General features: G+C 70.5%; 16 protein-coding genes. 6 read left to right on the forward strand and 10 right to left on the reverse strand.

Annotated features, from left to right (window positions below; genetic code table 11):
• Nucleotides 1-51 precede the first annotated feature (51 nt).
• The 4 genes from QMX82_RS09590 (at nt 52) to QMX82_RS09605 (ending at nt 5,592) form a co-directional block, all read left to right on the forward strand.
• Nucleotides 52-1,329, forward strand: coding sequence for an MFS transporter (locus tag QMX82_RS09590; RefSeq protein WP_282282723.1), 1,278 nt, complete (start codon nt 52-54; stop codon nt 1,327-1,329).
• On the forward strand, nt 1,326-2,759 hold the full coding sequence (locus QMX82_RS09595; RefSeq protein ID WP_282282725.1) for a mannitol dehydrogenase family protein: 1,434 nt from the start codon (nt 1,326-1,328) through the stop codon (nt 2,757-2,759). Before QMX82_RS09590 ends, QMX82_RS09595 begins: the two co-directional genes overlap by 4 nt.
• Before the next feature lies 1 nt (nt 2,760).
• Nucleotides 2,761-3,945: a mannonate dehydratase gene (gene uxuA / locus QMX82_RS09600; RefSeq protein ID WP_282282726.1), complete on the forward strand. Its 1,185-nt coding sequence runs from the start codon at nt 2,761-2,763 to the stop codon at nt 3,943-3,945.
• A gap of 90 nt (nt 3,946-4,035) precedes the next feature.
• Complete coding sequence (locus QMX82_RS09605; RefSeq protein WP_282282728.1) at nt 4,036-5,592, forward strand: UxaA family hydrolase; 1,557 nt, start codon at nt 4,036-4,038, stop codon at nt 5,590-5,592.
• Nucleotides 5,593-5,637: 45 nt separating this feature from the next.
• On the opposite strand, the gene QMX82_RS09610 is transcribed toward QMX82_RS09605, so the two are convergent.
• From QMX82_RS09610 to QMX82_RS09625, 4 genes are read right to left on the reverse strand one after another with little or no spacing between them, the layout of a single operon-like run.
• Entirely contained in the window at nt 5,638-8,652 is a 3,015-nt protein-coding gene (locus tag QMX82_RS09610) for an efflux RND transporter permease subunit (protein WP_282282730.1), read from the reverse strand.
• Between the two features lie 3 nt (nt 8,653-8,655).
• On the reverse strand, nt 8,656-9,753 hold the full coding sequence (locus QMX82_RS09615; RefSeq protein ID WP_282282732.1) for an efflux RND transporter periplasmic adaptor subunit: 1,098 nt from the start codon (nt 9,751-9,753) through the stop codon (nt 8,656-8,658).
• Between the two features lie 14 nt (nt 9,754-9,767).
• Nucleotides 9,768-10,553 (reverse strand): MipA/OmpV family protein, encoded by a 786-nt coding sequence (locus tag QMX82_RS09620; protein ID WP_282282734.1) that lies wholly within the window; start codon nt 10,551-10,553, stop codon nt 9,768-9,770.
• An 11-nt stretch (nt 10,554-10,564) separates the two neighbouring features.
• The gene (locus tag QMX82_RS09625; protein ID WP_282282736.1) at nt 10,565-12,004 is read right to left on the reverse strand and encodes a TolC family protein; all 1,440 of its coding nucleotides are present in this window, start codon (nt 12,002-12,004) and stop codon (nt 10,565-10,567) included.
• Nucleotides 12,005-12,100: 96 nt separating this feature from the next.
• Here QMX82_RS09625 and QMX82_RS09630 point away from each other — a divergent pair, with 96 nt between their 5' ends.
• Together QMX82_RS09630 and QMX82_RS09635 are read left to right on the forward strand one after the other, a co-directional pair.
• Nucleotides 12,101-12,775 carry a response regulator gene (locus QMX82_RS09630; protein ID WP_282282737.1) on the forward strand — a complete coding sequence of 225 codons (675 nt, stop codon included), beginning with the start codon at nt 12,101-12,103 and terminating at the stop codon, nt 12,773-12,775.
• A complete protein-coding gene (locus QMX82_RS09635; protein ID WP_282282740.1) occupies nt 12,772-13,938 on the forward strand; it encodes a sensor histidine kinase in 1,167 nt (388 codons plus the stop codon). The genes QMX82_RS09630 and QMX82_RS09635 overlap by 4 nt, the downstream gene beginning before the upstream one ends.
• Before the next feature lie 27 nt (nt 13,939-13,965).
• Here the strand turns inward: QMX82_RS09635 and QMX82_RS09640 are convergent, their stop codons facing one another.
• The 6 genes from QMX82_RS09640 to QMX82_RS09665 form a co-directional block, all read right to left on the reverse strand.
• On the reverse strand, nt 13,966-14,883 hold the full coding sequence (locus QMX82_RS09640) for an SGNH/GDSL hydrolase family protein (RefSeq protein ID WP_282282742.1): 918 nt from the start codon (nt 14,881-14,883) through the stop codon (nt 13,966-13,968).
• A gap of 347 nt (nt 14,884-15,230) precedes the next feature.
• Nucleotides 15,231-15,788, reverse strand: coding sequence for a ProQ/FinO family protein (locus QMX82_RS09645; RefSeq protein ID WP_282282744.1), 558 nt, complete (start codon nt 15,786-15,788; stop codon nt 15,231-15,233).
• Nucleotides 15,789-16,184: 396 nt separating this feature from the next.
• On the reverse strand, nt 16,185-17,636 hold the full coding sequence (locus tag QMX82_RS09650) for an aldehyde dehydrogenase family protein (RefSeq protein WP_282282746.1): 1,452 nt from the start codon (nt 17,634-17,636) through the stop codon (nt 16,185-16,187).
• Between the two features lie 53 nt (nt 17,637-17,689).
• Nucleotides 17,690-18,877 (reverse strand): hypothetical protein, encoded by a 1,188-nt coding sequence (locus tag QMX82_RS09655; protein WP_282282748.1) that lies wholly within the window; start codon nt 18,875-18,877, stop codon nt 17,690-17,692.
• 22 nt (nt 18,878-18,899) lie between these two features.
• Complete coding sequence (locus QMX82_RS09660; protein WP_282282750.1) at nt 18,900-19,520, reverse strand: class II aldolase/adducin family protein; 621 nt, start codon at nt 19,518-19,520, stop codon at nt 18,900-18,902.
• A gap of 8 nt (nt 19,521-19,528) precedes the next feature.
• Nucleotides 19,529-21,010, reverse strand: coding sequence for an aspartate aminotransferase family protein (locus tag QMX82_RS09665; protein ID WP_282282752.1), 1,482 nt, complete (start codon nt 21,008-21,010; stop codon nt 19,529-19,531).
• Between the last annotated feature and the right edge of the window lie 2 nt (nt 21,011-21,012).

The raw sequence follows: 21,012 nt of genomic DNA on the forward strand, positions 1-21,012 counted from the left end.
GGCGCCGTTCCGATGCCTTACCGAATAAAGACAATGAGCGGGAGGTAACAAATGGCTGGACAAGGTCGTGGACTGGTACTCGTCATGCTGTTCCTGGCGGGGGTCGTCAACTATCTGGATCGCTCGGCGCTGTCGGTGGCAGCGCCCCTGATCCAGAAGGACTTCGGGCTGGGCGCCGGGGAAATGGGGCTGCTGTTCAGCGCCTTCTTCGTCGGCTATGCAGCGTTCAACTTCATTGGCGGCTGGGCCGCCGATCGCTATGGCGCCAAGACCACGCTGCTGCTGGCCATGGTGCTCTGGTCGGCGTTCAGCGGCCTGACGGTGCTGGCCTCGGGCTTCGCCGCGCTGATCGTGATCCGGGTGCTGTTCGGCATGGCCGAGGGGCCCCTGAGCGTCTCCACCAGCAAGATGGTCAACAACTGGTACGCGCCTCATAACCGGGGTCGCACCCTGGGCCTGTCGATGTCGGGCACGCCCCTGGGCGGCGCCATCTCCGGCCCCATCGTCGGGGTGATCGCGGTGACCTACGGCTGGAAGGTGTCCTTCGTCGTCATCATGCTGATCGGCTTCGTCTGGGCGGTGGCCTGGTACCTCTGGATCAAGGACAAGCCCACCGGCCAGCTGGCCGCCGACATCGCCGCCGAGGAGCGCGCCGTGGCCGTGGTGGATACCGAGGTGCGACCGCTCAAGTACTATCTGCGCCAGCCCACGGTACTGTTCACCGCCCTGGCATTCTTCGCCTACAACTACACCCTGTTCTTCTTCCTGACCTGGTTCCCCAGCTACCTGATCCAGGCCTACGGCCTCAATGTGAAGGACATGAGCATCGCCACGGTGATCCCCTGGGTGCTCGGCTTCATCGGCCTGGCGGTGGGCGGCTATCTGTCCGACTGGGTGTTCCGCAAGACCGGTCGCCTGATGCTCTCGCGCAAGGTGGTGCTGGTGACCTGCCTGCTGGCCTGCGCTCTGTGCATCGGCGTGGCCGGCCTGGTCAGCACCCTCTATGCCGCGGTGGCCCTGGTGGCGCTCTCGGTGTTCTTCCTCTATCTGACCGGCGCCATCTACTGGGCGATCATCCAGGACACGGTGCCGGCGGCGCGGGTGGGCGGGGTGAGCGGTTTCATGCACTTCCTGGCCAACACCTCGGGCATCATCGGCCCGGCGGTGACCGGCTATCTGGTGCAATTCACCGGCGCCTTCACCAGTGCCTTCCTGCTCGCCGGCGCCCTGACCGTGATCGGTTCGCTGTGCGTGGCGCGCTTCGTCAAGCCGCTGGCCGAGCGGCCGGCGGAGGCACCCGCCACGCTGGCTACCGGAGGCGTCCGATGAGCGATTTCGAACGCATTCCCTCGCGCTATCCGGCGCCGGCCATCGGCATCGTCCACCTGGGGCTGGGCGCCTTCCATCGCGCCCACCAGGCGGTCTACCTGGAGCGCAACCTGGCCCGCCACGGCGGCGGCGCCTGGGGCCTGTGCAGCGCCAACCTGAGATCGGGGCGGGCGCTGGTGGAGACCCTGAACGCCCAGCAGGGCCGCTATCACGTGGCGGAATACCGCAACCGGCGCGAAGGGGTGCTGCGCGAGATCGGCGCCCTGCGCGAGGTGCTCTACGCCGGCGACGGCGGGGCCGGGCGCGAGGCCCTGCTGGCGCGGCTGGCCGATCCCGGGGTGCGCATCGTCACCCTGACGGTCACGGAAAAGGGCTATTGCCTGAGTCCGGCCAGCGGCGCCCTGCGCCGCGACGATCCCGGCATCGTCCATGACCTGACCGAGCCGCGGGCGCCGCGCACCGCGCCGGGGCTGCTGGTGGAAGGCCTGCGCCGGCGTCGTGCGGCCGGTATCGCGCCCTTCACCGTGCTCTGCTGCGACAACATGCCGGACAACGGCCAGCGGACCCGCCAGGCGGTGGTGTCCCTCGCCGAGGCCCAGGACGCCGGGCTGGCGGCCTGGATCGCCACCACCGTGGCCTTTCCCTGCAGCATGGTGGATCGCATCGTCCCGGCCATGGACGAGGCGGCCTTCGCGCGGCTGCGCGACCTTGGCTGCGATGATCCGGCCGCCGTGGTGGGCGAGGCTTTCAGCCAGTGGGTGGTCGAGGACCGCTTTCCGCAAGGGCGCCCGGACTGGGAACGGGAAGGGGTGCAGATGGTGGCGGACGTCCGCCCCTTCGAGACCATGAAGCTGCGCCTGCTCAATGGCAGTCATACCCTGCTGGCCTATGTCGGCAGCCTGGCCGGTCACGGCACCGTGGCCGAGGCCATGGCCGACGAACGCCTGGCGGCGCTGGTGCACCGCTATATGAGTCGCGAGGCGGCGCCGACCCTGGACATGCCGGAGGGCGTGGATCTGCAGGCCTACGCCGCGGCGCTGGTCGGGCGCTTCCGTAACGACGCCCTGCAGCACCGCCTGCGGCAGATCGCCATGGACGGCTCGCAGAAGCTGCCCCAGCGCTGGCTGCTGGGCGCCCAGCGGCTGCTGGAGCAAGGTGGCGAACTGGCCTGCACCGCGCTCGGGGTGGCGGCCTGGATTCACTATGGTGAAGGGGAGGGCGAGGCGCTGGACGATCCCCTGCGCGCCACCCTGGCCGCCTTGCCTGCTGGCGCGGCGCGGGTGGATGCCGTACTGGCGCTGACCGAGATCTTTCCACCGGCCCTGGTCGCGCAACCCGTCTTTGGCGACGCGGTGCGACGGGCCCACGCGCGCATCGCCACGGCGGGTATCGCCGCGGCCATTGCCGATCTCACCGAACAAGGAGTCTGACATGGAACACACCTGGCGCTGGTTCGGCCCGCGCGATCCCATCTCCCTCGCCGACATCCGCCAGACCGGGGCCACCGGCATCGTCACGGCGCTGCACGAGATTCCCAATGGCGAGGTCTGGCCGCTGGCGGCCATCGCCGAGCGCAAGGCGCTGATCGAGGCGGCGGGACTGACCTGGTTGGTGGTGGAAAGCATCCCGGTCCACGAAGACATCAAGCGCGGCCTGCCGGGGCGCGAGCGCTATCTGGACAACTATCGACAGAGCCTGCGCAATCTCGCCCAGTGCGGTATCGACGTGGTCTGCTACAACTTCATGCCGGTGCTGGACTGGACCCGCACCCAGCTGGCCCATCGACTGCCTGACGGCGGCTGGGCGCTGAGATTCGATCAGGACGCTTTCGCCGCCTTCGATCTCTGCATCCTGCAGCGGGAGGGCGCCGAGGCCGAGTACGCCGCCGAGGAGATCGAACGCGCGCGCCGCCATCACGCCGGGCTCGACGACGCCGGGCGCGAGGAGCTGGTGCGGACCCTCATCGCCGGTCTGCCGGGCGCCGAGGAGGGCTACTCGGTCGCCGACCTGCGCACCCTGCTGGCCACCTATGCCGGCATCGATGCCGCGCGGCTGCGCGAGCATCTGGCGGTCTTTCTCCAGGCCGTAGTGCCGGTGGCGGAAGAGGTGGGCATTCGTCTGGGGGTGCACCCGGACGATCCGCCGCGCCCGCTGCTGGGGCTGCCACGGGTGGTCTCCACCGCCACCGACGCCCAGTGGCTGCTGGACGCGGTACCGAGCCCGGCCAACGGGCTGACCTTCTGTACCGGCTCCTATGGCGTGCGCGCCGACAACGACCTGGTGGCCATGGCCCGCCAATTCGCGCCGCGCATCCACTTCGTCCACCTGCGGGCGACCCGCCGCGAGGCGGATCCGCGCAGTTTCCACGAGGCCCATCACCTGGACGGCGACGTGGACATGGTCGGGGTGATCCGCGAACTGGTACGCGAGGAGCGTCGCCGCGAACGCGCAGGCGGCGCGCGGCTGCCCATGCGTCCGGACCACGGCCACCAGCTGCTGGACGACCAGGGGCGGCGGACCAATCCCGGCTATTCGCTGATCGGCCGGCTCAAGGGCCTGGCGGAATTGCGCGGCGTGGAACAGGCCGTGCGGCGGCTGGAAGAGGCGCGTGACTGATGCGGATCGGCGTCTCTCGGATATACCTCGTGCCGGACCCCGCCACCGGCGCGGTCAAGGCCTACCTCGAATGCTGACGTGGAGACCCCTATGGAATTGATCACCCGCAGCGGCGCCGCGGCCGCTGCCCGCGCCACCCTGCGCCTGCATCCGCAAGACGATGTACTGATCGCCCGCCAGGCGCTGGTGCCGGGCCTCGAATTGCCGGAGGAGGGCGTGCAGGTCCGCGAGCCGGTGCCGGCTGGCCACAAGGTCGCCGTGCGCGCCATCGCCGCAGGCGCACCGGTACGCCGCTATGGCCAGATCATCGGCTTCGCCCGCGAGGCCATCGCCGCCGGCAGCCATGTGCACGTGCACAACCTGGCCATGGGCGACTTCACCCGCGAGCACGCCTTCGGGATCGAGGCCCGTGGCGCCCCGGCGCCCATCGAGCGCAGCTTTCTCGGCATCGTCCGCCCGGATGGCCGGGTGGCGACCCGCAACTACATCGGCATCCTCACCTCGGTGAATTGCTCGGCCACGGTGGCCCGGGCGGTGGCCGACCATTTCCGCCGCGACGTCCATCCCGCGGCGCTGGGGCCTTATCCCAACGTCGACGGCGTGGTCGCCCTGACCCATGGCGTCGGCTGTGGCATCGATACCCAGGGCGAGGGCATGGCGGTGCTGCGCCGGACCCTGGGCGGCTATGCGTCCCATCCCAACTTCGCCGCGGTGCTGTTCATCGGCCTGGGTTGCGAAGCCAACCAGATCCCCACGCTGCTGGCCGATCAGGGCCTCAGCGAGCACGCGGGATTGCGCACCCTCACTATCCAGGACAGCGGCGGCACCACCGCCACCGTGGCCCGGGGCATCGCCGCGGTGGAAGCATTGCTGCCCGCGGCCAATGCGGTGGCGCGCGAACCGGTCAGTGCCCGCCATCTGATCCTCGGCCTGCAGTGCGGTGGCTCGGACGGCTACTCCGGCATCAGCGCCAACCCGGCGCTGGGTCGGGCGGTGGATATGCTGGTGGCCGCCGGCGGCACCGCCATCCTCTCGGAAACCCCGGAGATCTACGGCGCCGAACACCTGCTCACCCGGCGCGCCGCCAGCCCGGCGGTGGGCGAACGCCTGGTGGAGCGCATCCGCTGGTGGGAAGACTATTGCGCCCGCTTCGGCGCCAGCCTGGACAACAACCCCTCGGCGGGCAACAAGGCGGGTGGCCTGACCACCATCCTGGAAAAATCCCTCGGCGCGGTGATCAAGGCCGGCTCCACCGATCTCATGGCGGTCTATGGCTACGCCGAGCCGGTGCGCAGCCCGGGCCTGGTGTTCATGGACACCCCCGGCTACGACCCGGTCTCGGCCACCGGTCAGGTGGCGGGTGGCGCCAATCTCATCGCCTTCACCACCGGCCGGGGCTCGGCCTATGGCTGTGCGCCGACGCCGTCGCTGAAGATCGCCACCAACACCCGCCTCTGGGAAAGCCAGCGCGACGACATGGATGTGGATTGCGGCGGCCTGGTGGACGGCAGCACCACCCTGGAAGAGCGCGGCGCCTTCATCTTCGAACGGCTGCTGGCACTGGCGTCGGGCGAGCGCAGCCGCAGCGAGTTGCACGGCTACGGGCAGAACGAATTCGTCCCCTGGCAACTGGGCGCCACCACCTGAGCCCGAGCTTGCGGGAGGGGGACAGCCACGCCGCCGGTGCCTCGTTCAGCTGTCCTGGCGCCGGCCATACAGCAGGGCGTAGAGCACCGGGATCAGCCCCAGGGTCACCAGGGTGCCCAGCGCCAGGCCGCCGATCATGCTGATGGCCATGCCGGTCCACAGCGGACCGGCAAAGAGCATCAGCGGGATGAGGCCGAGGATGCAGGTGAGCTTGGTCATGATGATAGGCCGCAGGCGCTCGCCGGCGGCGTCGAGCAGCGCCGGGACGAGGGGCTTGCCGGCCTGGCGTTCGGCTTCTATGCGTTCGAGCAGCAAGACCGCGTTGTTGACGATGATGCCGGCCAGGGACAGCAGGCCGAAGGTGGCCATGAAGCCGAAGGGATGGCCGCTCAGCCACAGCGCCAGGGCCACGCCGATGAGGATGAAGGGGATGCTGGCGACGATGATCAGCACCTTGCGCCAGGAATCGAATTGCCAGAGGAACAGCAACAGCATGGCCACGGCGGCCAGCGGCAGATGGCGCAGCAGGGCGTCGTTGGCGGCGGCGGAATCCTCGCTCTCGCCACCCAGCTCCAGGCGGTAGCCGGGCGGCAGCTGCAGGGTGGGCAACTGGGGCGCGAGGGTGGCGACCAGGGTGGCGGCGGTCATGCCGGGATTGCGGGCGCTGACCGTGAGGGTGCGCTGCAGGTTGCGCCTGACCTTGACCCCGGCCTCGCTGGCCAGCTCGATCCGGGCCACCGCCGCCAGCGGCAGCGGCGCGCCGCCGCGCTGGGGATAGACCAGCAGGGTGCTCGGATCCCCACCGCGGGGCGTGCTGCGCGCCGCAATCTCGACCGGATACTGGCCGTCGCGGAGCTGGGCGCCGCTCAGGCCGTCGCCGGCCAGTTGCAGCGCCTGGGCCAGGTCGCGCCGGTCGAGTCCGGCGGCGCGGGCCCGGGCCGGGTCGACCTCGACCTGGTAGCGCAGCAGGCGCGGACCCCAGTCGTCCTGGATGTCGCGGGTCCCGGGGACGGCGGCGAGCAGGTCGGCAAGGTTGGCACCCAGCTGACGCAGGACCGTCTCGTCCGGGCCGCTCAGGCGATAGACCGCCAGGCCGCTTTCGGTGGTGCCCAGGGAAAAGCGCTTGGGTTGGGCGCGCACCTCGGGATAGGCCCGAATCAGATGCTCGCCGACCCGGGCCATGACCTGGGCGAGATCGGCGTCCGGGCGGGTGGTGACGGTGAAATAGGCGACATCGGGACCGGGCAGCGGTGGATTCAGGCCCAGCACGATGCGTGGTCCGCCCTCGGCGACGTAGCCGATGCTCTCGACGATATCGGCATCCTCGCCCAGCCAGCGGCTGAAGCCCTGCATGAGTTCCAGGGTGCGCTGGGCCGAGGTGCCCGGCTCCAGCTGCAGGGGGATCTGGAACTGGTTGCGATCCGAGGGCGGCAGGAAGTCGTAGGGCAGGCTGAGCACCTTGAGGATGGCCAGGGCCAGCAGCCCGAGCATGGCCAGCAGATAGGCCAGCCGGTGCCGCAGCAGGACCTCCAGCAGACGGCGATAGCCGCGGTGCAGGGCGCTGTCGGTGCTGCTACCGCCATGGCTGGGGTCCGGCACCAGGCGCAGGCAGAGCAGCGGCGTCACCGTCAGGCTCAGCGCCCAGGAGCCCAGCAGGGTCAGCGCCAGCACCACGGCCAGGGACCTCAGGTATTCATTGGTGCTGGTCTGGCCGAGAAAGAAGGGCGAGAAGGCCAGGATGATCACCAGCGAAGAGGTCAGCAGCGGGATGGCCAGGGTCCGGCCGGCGGCTGCGCAGGCGGCGCGACGCTCTTCGCCCGCGCGCAGGCGCCGTTCGATGTCCTCGGCGATGACGATGCCATTGTCCACCAGCAGCCCCAGGGCCAGGATCAGCGCGGCGATGGACACCGTCTGCAATTCGATGCCCAGGGCGCGCATGACCAGCAGGGTCGCCAGCACCGTGAGCGGGACGATGGCGCCGACGATCAGCCCCAGGCGCCAGCCCAGGAACAGCATGACCACGGCCATGACGATCACCATGGTCTCCATCAGCACGTGCTGCATGCGCGCCATGGCGTGGTGCACCACCTCGGCCTGGAAGGTCACCCGATGCAGGGCGAAGCCGGTGGGCAGGGTGGTCGCCAACGCCTCCAGCCGGTCGTGCAGCGCGGCGCCGAAGGCTTCGACGTTGCGGCCCGGGGTCATGGCGATGCCCAGCACCAGGGCGCGTTCGCCGCGATAGAAGGCGGCGCTGCGTACTGGCTGCGCGGGCTCGACCCGCACCTGGGCCACCTCGGCCAGGGGCACGGCGCGGCCCTCGGCCAGCTGGATCGGTACGGCGCGCAGCGCGGCGGGATCGGCCAGTTCGCCGCTGATGGCCAGGCTGAGCACGCGTTCTCCCGCGCGCAGGCTGCCGCCGCTGACCAGTTCGTTGCGGGTGCGCAGTTGCGCCAGTAGCGCCTGGGGCGACAGGCCCAGGCGGGCCAGCGCCGTGGCGTCCAGGGTCAGGACGACGCGCTGGTCCTGCAGGCCATAGAGGGCAATACGGTCGACCCCGGGCAGGCCATAGAGCGCGCGACGCAGGCCTTCCACCTCGCGGCGCAGTTCGCTCGGTGAAAAACCGGGCGCGGTCACGGCGATGGACGCCACCGCCACCCGCCCGAAATCGTCGTCCACCAGCGGGCCCTGGGTGCCCTCGGGCAGGCCTGGCGCCACCTCGGCGACCTTGTTGCGGACGCGCTGCCAGAGCGCCGGCAGGTCCTTGATCTCGTCCCGGGCGGTGAGCTGGATGATGGCCTGCCCGGGTCTCAGGGTGGTCACCAGGGTCTTGACTTCGGGCAATTCGCGCAGCCGGTCTTCCAGCGGCTTGGCCAGCAGTTCCTCCACCTGGTCGCTGGTCAGGCCGGGCAGGGCGACGCTGACCAGGGCGTCGCGCACGGTCACGCTGGGTTCCTCCTGGGACGGAAAGCCGAGAAAGGCGTAGATCCCGCCCAGCAACAGGGCCAGGGCGATGCAGAGCACCAGGCGACCCCGGCGCAGGGCGAAAGCGGTCAGGGACATGGCCTACTCCCCCGTGAGCACGGTGCTGGGCTGATAGGGCAGCACATGCTCGCCGGCGCGCAGAAAGGCGGCGCCGGCGACCACGATCTGCTCGCCCTCGGCGAGACCGCTGGCGATCAGCGCCTGGCCCTGCTGCAGGGCCGCCACCGTGACCGGGCGCGGCTTCACCTGCTGGGTCTCCGGCTGGTAGACATAGACCTGACCCGCGGTGCCGCGCTGTCCGGGCAGCAGCGCCCCCAGGGGCACGGCCAGCTGCGTCTGGGTCGGCAGCGGCAGGCGCACGTCCAGCAGACTGCCGCTGGGCAGGGCCGGCGCCTCGCTGCCAAGGGCGAAGACCGCTTCCTGTAGCAGGCCCTGCTCGGCACGCGGTGAGAGACCGATCAGCCGGAGCGCCAGGGGCGCGCCGTCGCGCGTGGCGTAGGCCTGCGCCTGGGCGCCAGGCGCCAGCCCCTGGGCCAGGGCGGCTGGCACCTGTACCACCACCTGGCGTTCACCCTCGGCCTGCAATCCGAGCAGGGTCTCGCCCGCGCCCAGCAGTCGCAGCGGCTCCGGCGCGCGCAGGACGATCTGGCCCGCGAAGGGCGCCACCAGCCGGGTCTGGGCCAGGGCGCGGCGCGCCAGCGCCAGCTCTGCCTCGGCGCCCCGTTGCTGCGCCTGGGCTGCGCCCAGGGCGGCGTCGGCGCCTTCCAGCTCGGCCTTGGCCAGGTTGCCCTCGGCGAACAGCTGCCGGGCCCGTCGCTGCCCGGCGCGGCGCTGGTCCAGCTCCACCCGGGCAGCCTGCACCCGGGCGCCGGCCTGGTCGAGGCGCAGACGCGCCGGCTCGCCATCCTGCTCGGCGAGCAACTGACCGGTTGCGACCCGGGCGCCCACGTCCACGGCCACCCGCAGCACCCGCCCGCCATTCTCGAAGGCCAACGCCGTACTGCGCGGCTGGCGCACCAGGCCGGGCAGCAGCGGCGCCTGGGCCGTCAGCCGGGCGACCGGCGCGAGCTTGACGGTGCGCAGGGGCAGCGGACCGGGGCGTTCATCCGGTGAGCAGCCGCCCAGCAGGGGGAGCAGCAAGAGGAGGGTGAGGGCGGAGGTCAGGCGCGGGCCGGGCATGGCGGGCTCCAGGATCAGAAGCTGTAGGTCAGGGCGACTTGGGCGGTGGTGGCGGTGGCGCGCTGGCGCAGCGGGCTGTCGCGTGCCTGGTCGCCGTAATAGGTGGTGGTCAGGGTCGCCACCGAACTCCAGTGCGGATCGAAGGTGTGCAACCAGTTCAGCGCGGCGGAATAGGCATAGATGCCCCGCTCGAGCCGCGCCGGAGCGAAGCCGCTGGCGGCGCTCTGGGCGGCGGTGACGCCGAAATAGGTCTGGTTGAAGCGGCGGTCGCCGGCATGGGCGTCGAAATCCAGCGCCAGGGTGTCCTGGTCGGTGTGCAGGCCGATGGCTTCCACCCCCAGCCGATAGCGAGTGCCGCGCTGGGCCCCGGCCAGCCGCCATTCGCTCTCGGCGTTGAGACTGAGCCAGGGCGCCAGCGCCTGGCTCAGGGTGAGGTCCAGCACCGTGGCGCCGTCGACCTCGCCCATCCCCCGCAGCCGGTCAGCGCCTGGCCGCGAGGCGTTGTCGCGGTCATCGCGGCCGACGTCGTAGTTGAGGGCGCCGCTGAGGGTCAGCCCCTGGACCGACTGCCATTGCAGGCCGAGGCCGCGACTGGTGTCGGCAAAGAAGGGGCCGCGCTGGACCACCACCAGGGGCAGCAGCAGCGGCCGATAGTCGGACGAACCCAGGTAGCGACTGACCGCGCCGGCCACCAGGCCGAGGCTGACATCGGTGTGGTCGCCCCAGGGCGAGGTGTCGGCCGCCTGGCTGGCCAGGGGCGTCAGGCAGAGCAGCAGCGGCAGCAGGGGGGTGCGGGTCATGGCAGGTCCTCTCAGGTGGCGGAAGGGTGGTCCAGGCCGTGCAGGGCGCGGTGCAGGCGCAGGCGATTGAGGCGCAGCGCCTGCTCGGTCTGGCGCAGCGTCTCACTGGCACGTAGGTCGTCGAGACCGGCCTGCAGGCTGGCCCCGGGATCGCCAGCCCCGGCCTGCCACTGGCGCGCCAGGCGCTGGCGGCGCTGGTGGCTCAGCTGCAGCTGGGCGTCCAGGGTCTGGCGCTGCGCGAGCAGCAGCCGGCGCTCTTCCAGGCCGTCGGCCAGTTCGCGAAAGGCGTCCTGCAGGGTGCGTTCGTAGGCGGCCAGGGCCAGGTCGCGAGCAGTCCTGGCCGCATCCAGGTTGGCGCTGTTGCGCCCGCCGTCGAACAGGGGCAGGGACAGCGACGGCGTCAGCAGTCGCAGGCCACGGCCGGCGCTGAACAGATCCTGCAATTGCGGACTGGCCAGACCCACCGCGGTGCTCAGGCGGATGCTCGGGAAAAAGGCGGCGCGGGCCGCGCCGATGCTGGCGCTGGCCGCCTGCAGACGTTCCTCGGCGGCGCGCACGTCGAGACGCTCCAGCAGGCGGCTGGAGGGCAGGTCGGCCAGCTCGCCGGGCAGCTCCGGCGGAGGACCGGCGAGGCCAGGCGCAGCGCTGGGCGAGGGCGCCAGCCGGTAGCCGGTGACCCAGGCCAGCGCCCCATAGGCCTGGGTGCGCTGACTCAGCCGCTGCTGCAGCTGCTGGCGCGCCTCGAGGGCGGCCTGGGTCAGGGGCTCCAGCGCGGCCGGAGCCAGCTCGCCGGCGGCGATGCGCGCCTGGGTCCGCCGCACCAGCTGGTCGCTGAGCGCGGCCATGGCCTGGGCGCTGGCGACCTGGGCATCGGCCTCGCGGGCCAGCAGGAAGAGGCGCGCCACCTCGACCACCAGGGCGCCGCGCGCGGCCTGCTGACCATAGGCGCTGGCCAGCAGCTGGTGGCGGGCTTCTTCGCCCAGGCTGGCCACGCGGCCGAAGAAATCCAGTTCGAAGGCGTCCACGCCCAGGGTGGCGGTGGCCAGGTCCTGCTGGTAACGCTCGTCCAGCGCCGGATCGGCGAAGCGTTGACGCGGACGCTGCACCGCCAGGCCCAGGGTGGGCCAGCGCTCGGCCTGGCGGGCGCCCAGTTGCGCCCGCGCCTGCTCGACCCTGAGCTGGGTTATCCGGTAGTCTCGATTGCCCGCCAGCGCCTGGCTCGCCAGCGCTGGCAGGAGGGCTTCAGCGCTGACCGCGGCGAGCAGTTGGCGCTCCTCCGGACTGAGGTCGACGACCGCCGCGGGCGCCGCATCCTGCCGTTGCCACAGACCCTGGTGCGCGGGCACCGGCAGCGCCGGCCGCTGGTAGTCGGGGATCAGCGAGCAACCGCTGAGGCCCAGCAGGCTGATCAGCAGCAGCGGGCAGGTGACGGAAGCGGCGAGTGAAGGCATGGCAGGCAGACCCGGTGCAAGGCATGGATCGCAGCCTAGGGACGCCGAATCAAGATTCCTTCGGCGAATTGTCGAGATTCGATCAAGAGAGCGGACGTGGGCGACAAACTCATACTCATCGTCGAAGACGACGCCGACAGCGCCAGCGTGCTGGAGGCCTATCTGCTGCGCGACGGCTTCACGGTGATGCTCGCCGAGGACGGCCGCCAGGGGCTGGACCTGTTCCAGCGCGAGCGACCCGATCTGGTCCTGCTCGACATGATGCTGCCGCGTCTCGGTGGCACCGAGGTGCTGGCGCAGATCCGCCGCGCCGGGGATACCCCGGTGATCATGGTGACCGCCATCGGCGACGAGCCGGAAAAGCTCGGCGCCCTGCGCTATGGCGCCGACGACTATGTGGTCAAGCCCTACAACCCCAAGGAGGTGGTGGCGCGGGTGCACGCGGTGCTGCGTCGCTGTCATCAGGTCCCGCGCGATGATCGCTGGCTGCGCCATGGCGCCCTGACGGTGGATCTGGAGAGTTTCAGCGCCACGGTCGAGGCACGCCTCCTGGAGCTGACGCCCACCGAATTCGGCCTGCTCGCCACCCTGATGCGCACTCCGCACAAGGCCTTTACCCGCGAGGAACTGCTGGAGCGCTGCCTGCCGGAGAGCGAGGCCCTGGCGCGGGTAGTGGACACCCACCTGCACAACCTCAGGCGCAAGCTGGAGGCGGCGGGCCTGCCCGGTGTCCCGGTGACGGTACGCGCCATCGGCTATCGCTTTTCATGAAGCGCCAGGCCCCGCTGGGACGCTGGGTCGGCTGGCGCATGAGCCTGCTGGCGCTGGGCGCGGTGCTGCTGATCGCCGCCGGCATGTACCTCTGGTTTCTCTTTGGCGACTGGTGGGTGCTGCGCCAGGTGCCCCAGGCGGCGCGGACGGAGATCCTCCAGCTGCGCGCCGATCCGCAGGAAAACGAGGCAAGGCTCTGGGCGCTGTTCAGCCACTACTATCCGGTGCGCTATTTCCTGCCCGGTATCGCCAGCCGCGACTGGTGGGTGCTGGCGGGCCTGGTGCTGGCGGCGGTGCCGTTGATCCTGCTGGCCGGCTTTCGGCTGTCACGCCCGCTGTCGAGCCAGTTCTCCGCCATCGCCGCGGCGGCGCGGCGGGTGGCGTCGGGCGATCTGGACACCCGGCTGGAGGTGGCCGAGACGGCCCCCGCGGAGTTGCGCCGCCTGGCGCTGGACTTCAACAGCCTCACCGCGCGGTTGCAGCAATACGAACGCGACGTACGGGATTCCAGCGCCATCCTCGCCCATGAGCTGCGCACCCCGCTCAACGCCGCCTCGGTGCGGGTGCAGGGCATCCTCGACGAGGTCTTTCCCGCGGATGCCCGCCAGTTGCAGATGGTCAAGCGCCAGCTCGACCTGCTCAACACCCTGGTCGGCGATCTGCATACCCTGTCGCTGGCCGAGGCCGGGCAACTGGCGCTGGACCAGCGGCCCTTCGCCCTGGCGGCGCTGGTGGAAGAGCGATTGGCCTGGTTCGCGCCCCAGCTGCAGGCCGAGGCGATACGACTCCACCTGGAACTGGATCCCCGCCAACGGCTGTACGCCGACCGCGATCGCATCGGCCAGTTGCTCAACATCCTGCTGGAAAATTTCCTGCGCTATGGCGCCAGCGGCGGCGAACTGGCGATCGTCCAGCAGGCTCTGGCAGAGGGGCTGGTGCTGGAATTCCGCGATCGCGGCCCGGGCATCGCCGAAGCCGACCGTGAGCGGGTCTTCCACCGCTTCTGGCGCGCCGACAGCTCCCGGGCGCGCCATCTGGGCGGCAGCGGCCTGGGCCTGTCCATCGCCCGCGCCATCTGTGCGGCGCACCAGGGCCGCATCGTCGCCCTTGGGCGCGAGGGTGGCGGCACGGTCATGCGCATCGAGTTGCCGGGCAGAGGCTGATCGCCAGGGTCGAGGCGTACTGTCCGGTCAGCGGTCGTCCTGCAGCGTCTTGAGCATGGCGGCCGCCGCCAGGGCATGCGCCTTGCGGGTGGGATGCCATTCATCCCAGTAGTAGTAGGCGTCCGGATTTGCGCAGGCGGGCTTGGCTTGCGGGTAAGTCGGTTGGCAGGGCGTATCCAGGTGTGCCAGACCGGCGTGGCCCGAGGCCGCGCGGATCCCGTCGCTGAAGGCCCGGTGATCGAAGTAATGAATGTCGACCTGGAGGCGCTTGGCCAAATCATCGAGCACGCCGGGCAGCTCCCGCACCAGCGCCTGCTGGAATTCGGCCGCGTGGGCCTGCTGCTGGCCCTGTACCACGGCGGGGACATGCACCAGATCCACGGTGCCGACTACCATGAAGTGCTGCGCCCCGGCCGCTGCCAGTTGTTCTACGGCCTGGCGAATGTTTGCCAGGCTGGTCTGACTGAGGCGATCGAGGGTTTCCCTATGGGAAAAGTCCGCCCATTCGAAAAAATCATTGGCTGAGATGAAGATGAAGTAGAGGGCGTTCGGATCGGCCTTATGCGTCTTGGCGGCTGCCAGATGGTCGGCGATCTGCCCCAGCGCACTGGTATCCCGCGCTTCGCTCATCCATTCGTAGTAGTTGCCGTTGCCACTCTTGGCACCGCCCACCGCATAGTCGGTCAGTGGCGTCTTCAAGGCCTTGGCGAGCACTTCGACGGCTGTCGGCCCGTTGCTCCAGCGGCCTTGCCAGTATAGCGGACCCGGCAGTTCCTGGGCGTCCTTGACCTTTTGCGCAACCAGCGAGCGGGTCAGGGTCTCACTGGCGCCATTGTCCGAGAAGCTGTCACCAAAGGCATAGAGGTGATCGTAGCGGGGTGCGCCCAGGGCGCTTGCCATGCCTCCCACCAGCAACAGTGCAGCGAAACCGGTACGCCGGATCATGGGGCGACTCCAAGGCTGAGCTCGGGAAAGATCACCCAGGCACCCTAGCAGGGTGAGCTTGGCCATGCGGCGCCACTACGACGCGCAAGTGCCCCTGGGCGCTCAGCCGGTTCCCTGGGCGACGCACGGCGGGTCGCGAAGGCGCCTACGGAAGAGGGGTATGAGCCCGGATCTGGCAACGGCGAAGCGAACGGGTGGCCGCAGGCCGGTTTGCTGCCGGTTGGCCAGGCGAAAGACAGCGAGCGACTCGGATGGGCTATCCAGCGCCACCCGCCGCTGAAGAGATCGACCGAGATGAACCGGTCCGGCAGCGCCGGCAGGTCAGGCCATCCCGGTCGTGGTGGCGCTCAGGAAGGCTGGACGGCTTCGCCATCCGCGGCCGCCACGGGTGCTGCGCCGGGGGTTTCACCCTCGACCGGCGCGGCGGTGTCCGCCTTGGCCTTGGCCTGCTCACGGCGGGCCTGGGCGCGCTGGCGGCGTGCCTGCTGCTTGGCATAGACCGCCTGGGAAGCGGTCACGGTGCCAGCCGGCTGGCCATCCAGATCCAGGCGCGGGGCGTTTTCGGTCATGGCCGCCCAGTAGCGGGTGCCACGGCACCAGGTGGCGATCGACTGCTTGAGCTGGTCACCGGTGATGCCCAGGCGCTCCAGGTGCTGCTCGGCGTCCTTCAGGATGCCTTCCTTGAGCGGCACCTTGGGGGCCGGATTGACCGGGAAGGCCAGCGGGAAGTGCTTCTGCAGACGGCGGATGCCTTCGACCACCGGATCCTGCTCGCGGGGCTTCTGCTCGCGGGGCTTGGCTTTCGGTGAAGGTCTCCGCGCCGGCCGCTCGTTGCTCTCGGTCTTTACCTGCGCTTTTTCGGCCCGCAGGCGGTCGCGTAGTTCAGCTAGTTGCTCAAAGCCCATCGTTCAGCTCACCGCTCCAATAGAATTCACGTGCAAGGGTAACCCATGCCGGGCTTGGACCGCGCCGATTGCAAATTGGCACGCCCAAGGCTGGCGGCCCGTCATTCTAAAGGCTGGTTTGCCGCTCGTGCATCCTCGGAAGCGTCATTCCCGGCGGATGGTGCGCCCTGCTGGGCGTTTTCTCGGTCCTTTACCAACGCCGCCGAGCGCAGGTGAGGCGAGTTGAAACGACCTTGGTGGAGTAACGGCCCAAGGCGACTCGAAGGCTGAGCGCGCCCGAATCGGAAGGCCGAGGAAGGGCCGTACAGGTGCGGTACACGAGGCTTCCGACCGGGCTGGCGATCCAGGCCTTGCAACAAAGCAGCGCCGATGATGCAGGCACTTCGCGTACTGGATCTAGCCGCCTCCGGTCAGGCGCGACACCCATTGCGCCAACCGCAGCTTGAACGGCGAATAGGGCGGCAGCAGCAGACGAACGGCCAGCAGCGGACCGGCGGCGAGCACGCTGCGCTCGTGGGAAAAGGTGCGAAAACCTGCCTGGCCATGGGCGCTGCCGCTGCCGGAGTGATTGACGCCGCCAAAGGGCAGGTGCAGCTGGGTGTACTGCTGCATGCACAGATTGAGGCCGACGCTGCCGGAGCTGGTGCGCGCGACGACCCGTCGCTGCACCACGCGATCGCGACTCCAGAGATAGAGCGCCAGGGGCTTGGGACCGGCGTCGATGCGCTGCAGCACCTCCTCCAGGTCGTCGTAGGCGATCACCGGCAGGAGCGGACCGAACAGCTCCTGGCTGTCCAGAGGGCTGTCGACGGCCGAGCAATCCAGCAGCGTCGGGGCGAGATAGCACCCGGCCGCATCGTGCGCGCCGCCGTGGATCAGCTGCGCGCCGGCGGCCCGGGCCTGTTCCAGCAGCCCGATCAGCTGGCTGGCGTGGCGCGGGTGGATGAGCCGGGCGTAGTCCGGGCTGGCGGCGGCATCGGTGCCGTAGCGCTGCACCAGCAGGGCACGACAGCGTTCCTTGAAGGCCGGCAGCAGGCGGCGGGCGACGAAGACATGATCGGGCGCGACGCAGGACTGGCCGGCATTGAGGAATTTGCCCCAGAGCAGCAACTCGGCGGCGGCGTCCAGGTCGGCGCTGACGTCGATGATCGCCGGCGACTTGCCACCCAGTTCCAGGGTCACCGAGGCCAGGTGCCGGGCGGCGGCTTGCATCACCAGGCGGCCCACGGCCGTGGAGCCGGTAAAGAAGAAGTGATCGAAGGGCAGTGCCAGCAGCGCCTGGGCGGTGGTGACGTCGCCTTCGCAAAAGGCCACGGTGTCGGGGGTGAAGGCCTCGGCCAGCAGCTCGCGCAGCACCGCGTTGACCGCCGGGGTGAATTCCGAGGGCTTGAGCATCACGCTGTTGCCCGCCGCCAGCGCCGACACCAGCGGGCCGAGCAGGGTGGAGACCGGGTAGTTCCAGGGGCCGATGATCAGGCAGCGACCGCGCGGCTGGCTGTGGATGTGCGCCGGGCAGCCAAGGGAGGTCAGGGTCGGTCGCACCCGCCGCGGCTTCATCCAGCGGCGCAGCTGGCGGCGCGCGTGCTGGATCTCTTCCAGCACCGGCATGATCTCCGACAGTTCCACCTCCACCTCGGGCTTGCCGAAGTCCTGGCGAAAGGCCGCATAGAGCGCCCCCCGCCGCGCCACCAGGGCGCCATGCAGGCGCTGCAGCAGGGTCAGGCGCTCGGCGGCGCTGGAACCGCGCAGGGCCAGGGCGCGTGGTCCCTGGGCGGCGAACAGCCGCTGCAGGGGCTCGGGGTCGACCGGGGCGGAGGCAGAAGCGGGATCGGGGAGGGGCGCATTCATGGCAGCAGTCCGCAAGGGGGGCAGGAAGGGCGACACGGCGACGACGGCAGTATTCAGCCTGGGCGCTGCCAGCGCCAGCGGGGTACCGGCCGGGAGCCGGGGGCACTGAGGGCGAGCAGAGCCGCCAACCCCAGGGCCAGCAGGGCGAGCAGGGCGCTGGTCAGGGCGGCGGGCCGGACCACGGCGCCCTGCAGCCAGAGGGACGCCAGCGCCGGGCCGGCGGCGCAGCCGAGCAGCTGCAGCGAGGGCACCAGGGTGGCGACGCGGCCACTGGCGTCCAGCCGCAGGGCCAGGCTGATCTGGAAGGGGGTGAGGGTCTGCCAGAGAAAGGTGAAGGCCAGGCACAGCAGCGCGAAGGTCAGGTACGCCCCCGGTGCCAGGCCGTAGATCAGCGCGGCCAGACTGCTCAGCAACAGGGTCGCCAGGGTCAGGGTGGTGGCGGCCGGCAGCCAGGCCACCAGGGCCGCGCCGGCCAGACCACCGAGCAACTGCGCGGCGAAGCTGGCGGCGATCAGGGTCTGGGCCTGGCCGGGGTTCAGCCCGAGGGCTTCACCATAGGGCTCCAGATAGGCCCAGAGCGCACCGATCGCCGCCAGCTGGCAGCCGACGAAGGCCAGCAGTAGGGCCTGGGGCAGCCGCCAGCGATGGCGGACGGGCACGCTGCCAGCGATCTCCAGCATCGCCAGCCGGCGGGGCATGGCGGCGGTCAGCGGCAGGGCCAGGGCGGTCACGCCGGCCAGCAGCCGGAAGCCGCCGGGGCTGCCCAGGCGCGGCAGGATCCACAGCGCCAGCAGGGCGGCCAGCAGGCCCTGGCAAAAGGTCTGCAGCGCCATGAACAGACCGGATAGGCGCTCGGCGGCGGGCTGGCGCACGATCAGCGCCACCGCCGCCCAGAGCAGCAGGCCTTCGCCGAGGCCGGCGAGGGCGCGCAGGCCGAGCAGCAGCAGATCACCGCTGGCCTGGGCGCTGGCCAGGTCGGCGGCGACCGCCAGCAGCGTCGCCGGTACCAGGACCCTCGGCAGTCCCAGACGGGGACCCAGGGCTTCACCGGCGATGACCCCCAGGCCCAGGGCGACGATCTCGCCCATGGCCACCAGGCCCAGGCCATCGAGGCTGGCGCGACCGCTGGTGAACAGCTCGCCGAGCAGCAGCGGCTGCAGGCCGAGGATGAGCAGGGCCAGGGACCCCAGCAGCAGCGCGGCGCAGACCTGGCGGGGCGGAGAGGGCGAGGTGACGGTCATGGGCTCTACCTTCGAAGAGTAACTAGTAGCCGCGGCTTTCCGCCGGCAGCCGGCCCTGGCGGAAGGCCTCGGCGGCCGCGCGCTGGTCGCGCTGGAGCCGGCGGGTGGCGATCAGCACCACCCACCAGGGCAGGCGGGTGAGCGCCGCGCCGGTGGCCTGGGCCAGGGTGTAGGCCTTGGCGCATTTCTCGAACAGCTCGGCATTGAGGGCGGCGCGGCTGGCGGTGGTCCCCAGGCACAGCGGCTGGCCGCCGAGCAGCTGGACGTTGCCCTGGTCGGCCAGGGCTTCCGCCAGGGCGTTGCCCCTGTTCACCGCGGGCGCCATCCGCCCCAGGTGCCGGGCCTGCTCGTCGAACAGCTGCGGCAACTGGCCGCCGAAGTCCGCTACATGCTGCCCATAGCGCCCGGCCCCCTGGATGATGGCGCCGACATCCGGTCGCGAGCGGTAGATGAGTGCGTGATCGAGGGCGCCGCCGCTGCTGCGGGTCAGCTCGATCTCGCAGGGGGCGGCATCGCCCAGGGTGCCGTACCAGAGGCTGCCCGCCCCCGGTATGCGTACCGACAGGGCCAGGGCCGAGCGTTCGCCCTGGCGGGCCAGACGTTGCTGCAGATCCAGCCATTGCTGGCGCAGTTCGGCTTTCATGGGTGGCCTCATACCAGTTGGAAGACCCGGTCGAAACGCTCCAGGGCGTCATCGATCACGGCGTCGGTGTCGGCCAGGCTGGTGTAGATGCGGCTGCCGGCCAGGGTGATGAGGCCATGGGCGGTGTAGGCCGCGCCCATCTCTTCCATCATGTGCTTGCGCGCCTTGGCTTCGTTGCGCACCCGCAGCAGCTTGAGCGGGTTGCCGGTGTCGAGCAGCAGCACGCCGGAGGTCTGCAGATGGACGATGGAGCCCAGGTTGTAGGCGACATAGGGCAGGTTGCGGCGCTCGATGATCTCGTCCAGCCCTTGGCGCAGCCGATCGCCGGCACGACCGGCCTGGCCGGCGGCGTCGAGGCGCTGGATCTCCTTGAGGGCGTAGTAGCCGGCCACGCAGCACAGCGGATTGGCCGACAGGGTGCCGCCGACGAAGGCGCGCTTCGACGAGGTGCCGATGCCGCCCACCAGCAGCTGCATGACCTCGGCCTTGCCGCCCAGGGCCCCGGCCATGGGATAGCCGCCGGTGAGGCATTTGCCGAGCACGGTGAGATCCGGCAGCACCTTGAAGTAGCCCTGGGCGCCGCCCATGCCGGCGCGAAACCCGGTCACCACCTCGTCGAAGATCAGCAGGGCGCCGAATTCGTCGCAGAGCTTGCGCACCTCGCGATTGAACTGCGGATGCACCGGGCGGGTGCCGCTCTCCGGGCCGAAGGGTTCCACCAGCACCGCCGCGGTGCCGCCGCGCAGGCGATTGAGTTGCAACCGCCGGCGCAGGGCGTCGAGGTCGTTGGGCGGGCTTTCCTGGGTGTGGGCGGTGGCGCCCCGGGGAATGCCGAGGGCCTCCATGCGTCCGGTGCCGGGCAGGCGCATGCCGTACACGAGCTGATCGCTCCAGCCGTGATAGGCCCCGCCGATCTTGATGATCCAGCGGCGCCCGGTATAGGCCCGCGCCAGGCGCACCGCGGCCATGGCCGCCTCGGTGCCCGAGCCCAGCAGCCGCACCTGGTCGATGCCGGGCACGCTCTGGCAGACCAGTTCGGCGAGTTTGACCTCGTATTCGTGCAGCAGGCCGGTGACCGGGCCGCACTCGGCGAGGATGCGCTGGACCTGCTCGCGCACGCCGGGATGATTGGAGCCGAGCAGGGTGGGGCCGCCGGCCTGGAGAAAGTCGATGTAGCGATTGCCGTCGACGTCGGTGAGGTGGGCGCCTTCCGCCCGGGAGATGGCCAGGGGGAAGGGATGGTTGAACGCCAGGTTGTGCTGGATGCCCCCGGGGATGAAACGCTTGGCTTCTTCCGCCAATTGCCGCGAGCCCTGGCAGCGCTCGTCGAAATAGCCCATGACCTTGGCCAGGGCGTCGCGGCGCAGCGGGCGCATGGGTTGTTTGACCAGGGCGTCGAAACGGCGATAGAGCGTCTCGGTATCCGGCCAGGCGGAAATCGCCGGCGGGGCGGGTACCAGGGGCGGCGGGGTGGTCAGGGGCTGGTTCATGG

Origin of the sequence: Pseudomonas sp. PS02302, from assembly GCF_029959585.1 — a bacterium.
In the GTDB taxonomy this organism is placed as follows: domain Bacteria; phylum Pseudomonadota; class Gammaproteobacteria; order Pseudomonadales; family Pseudomonadaceae; genus Chryseomonas; species Chryseomonas aestiva.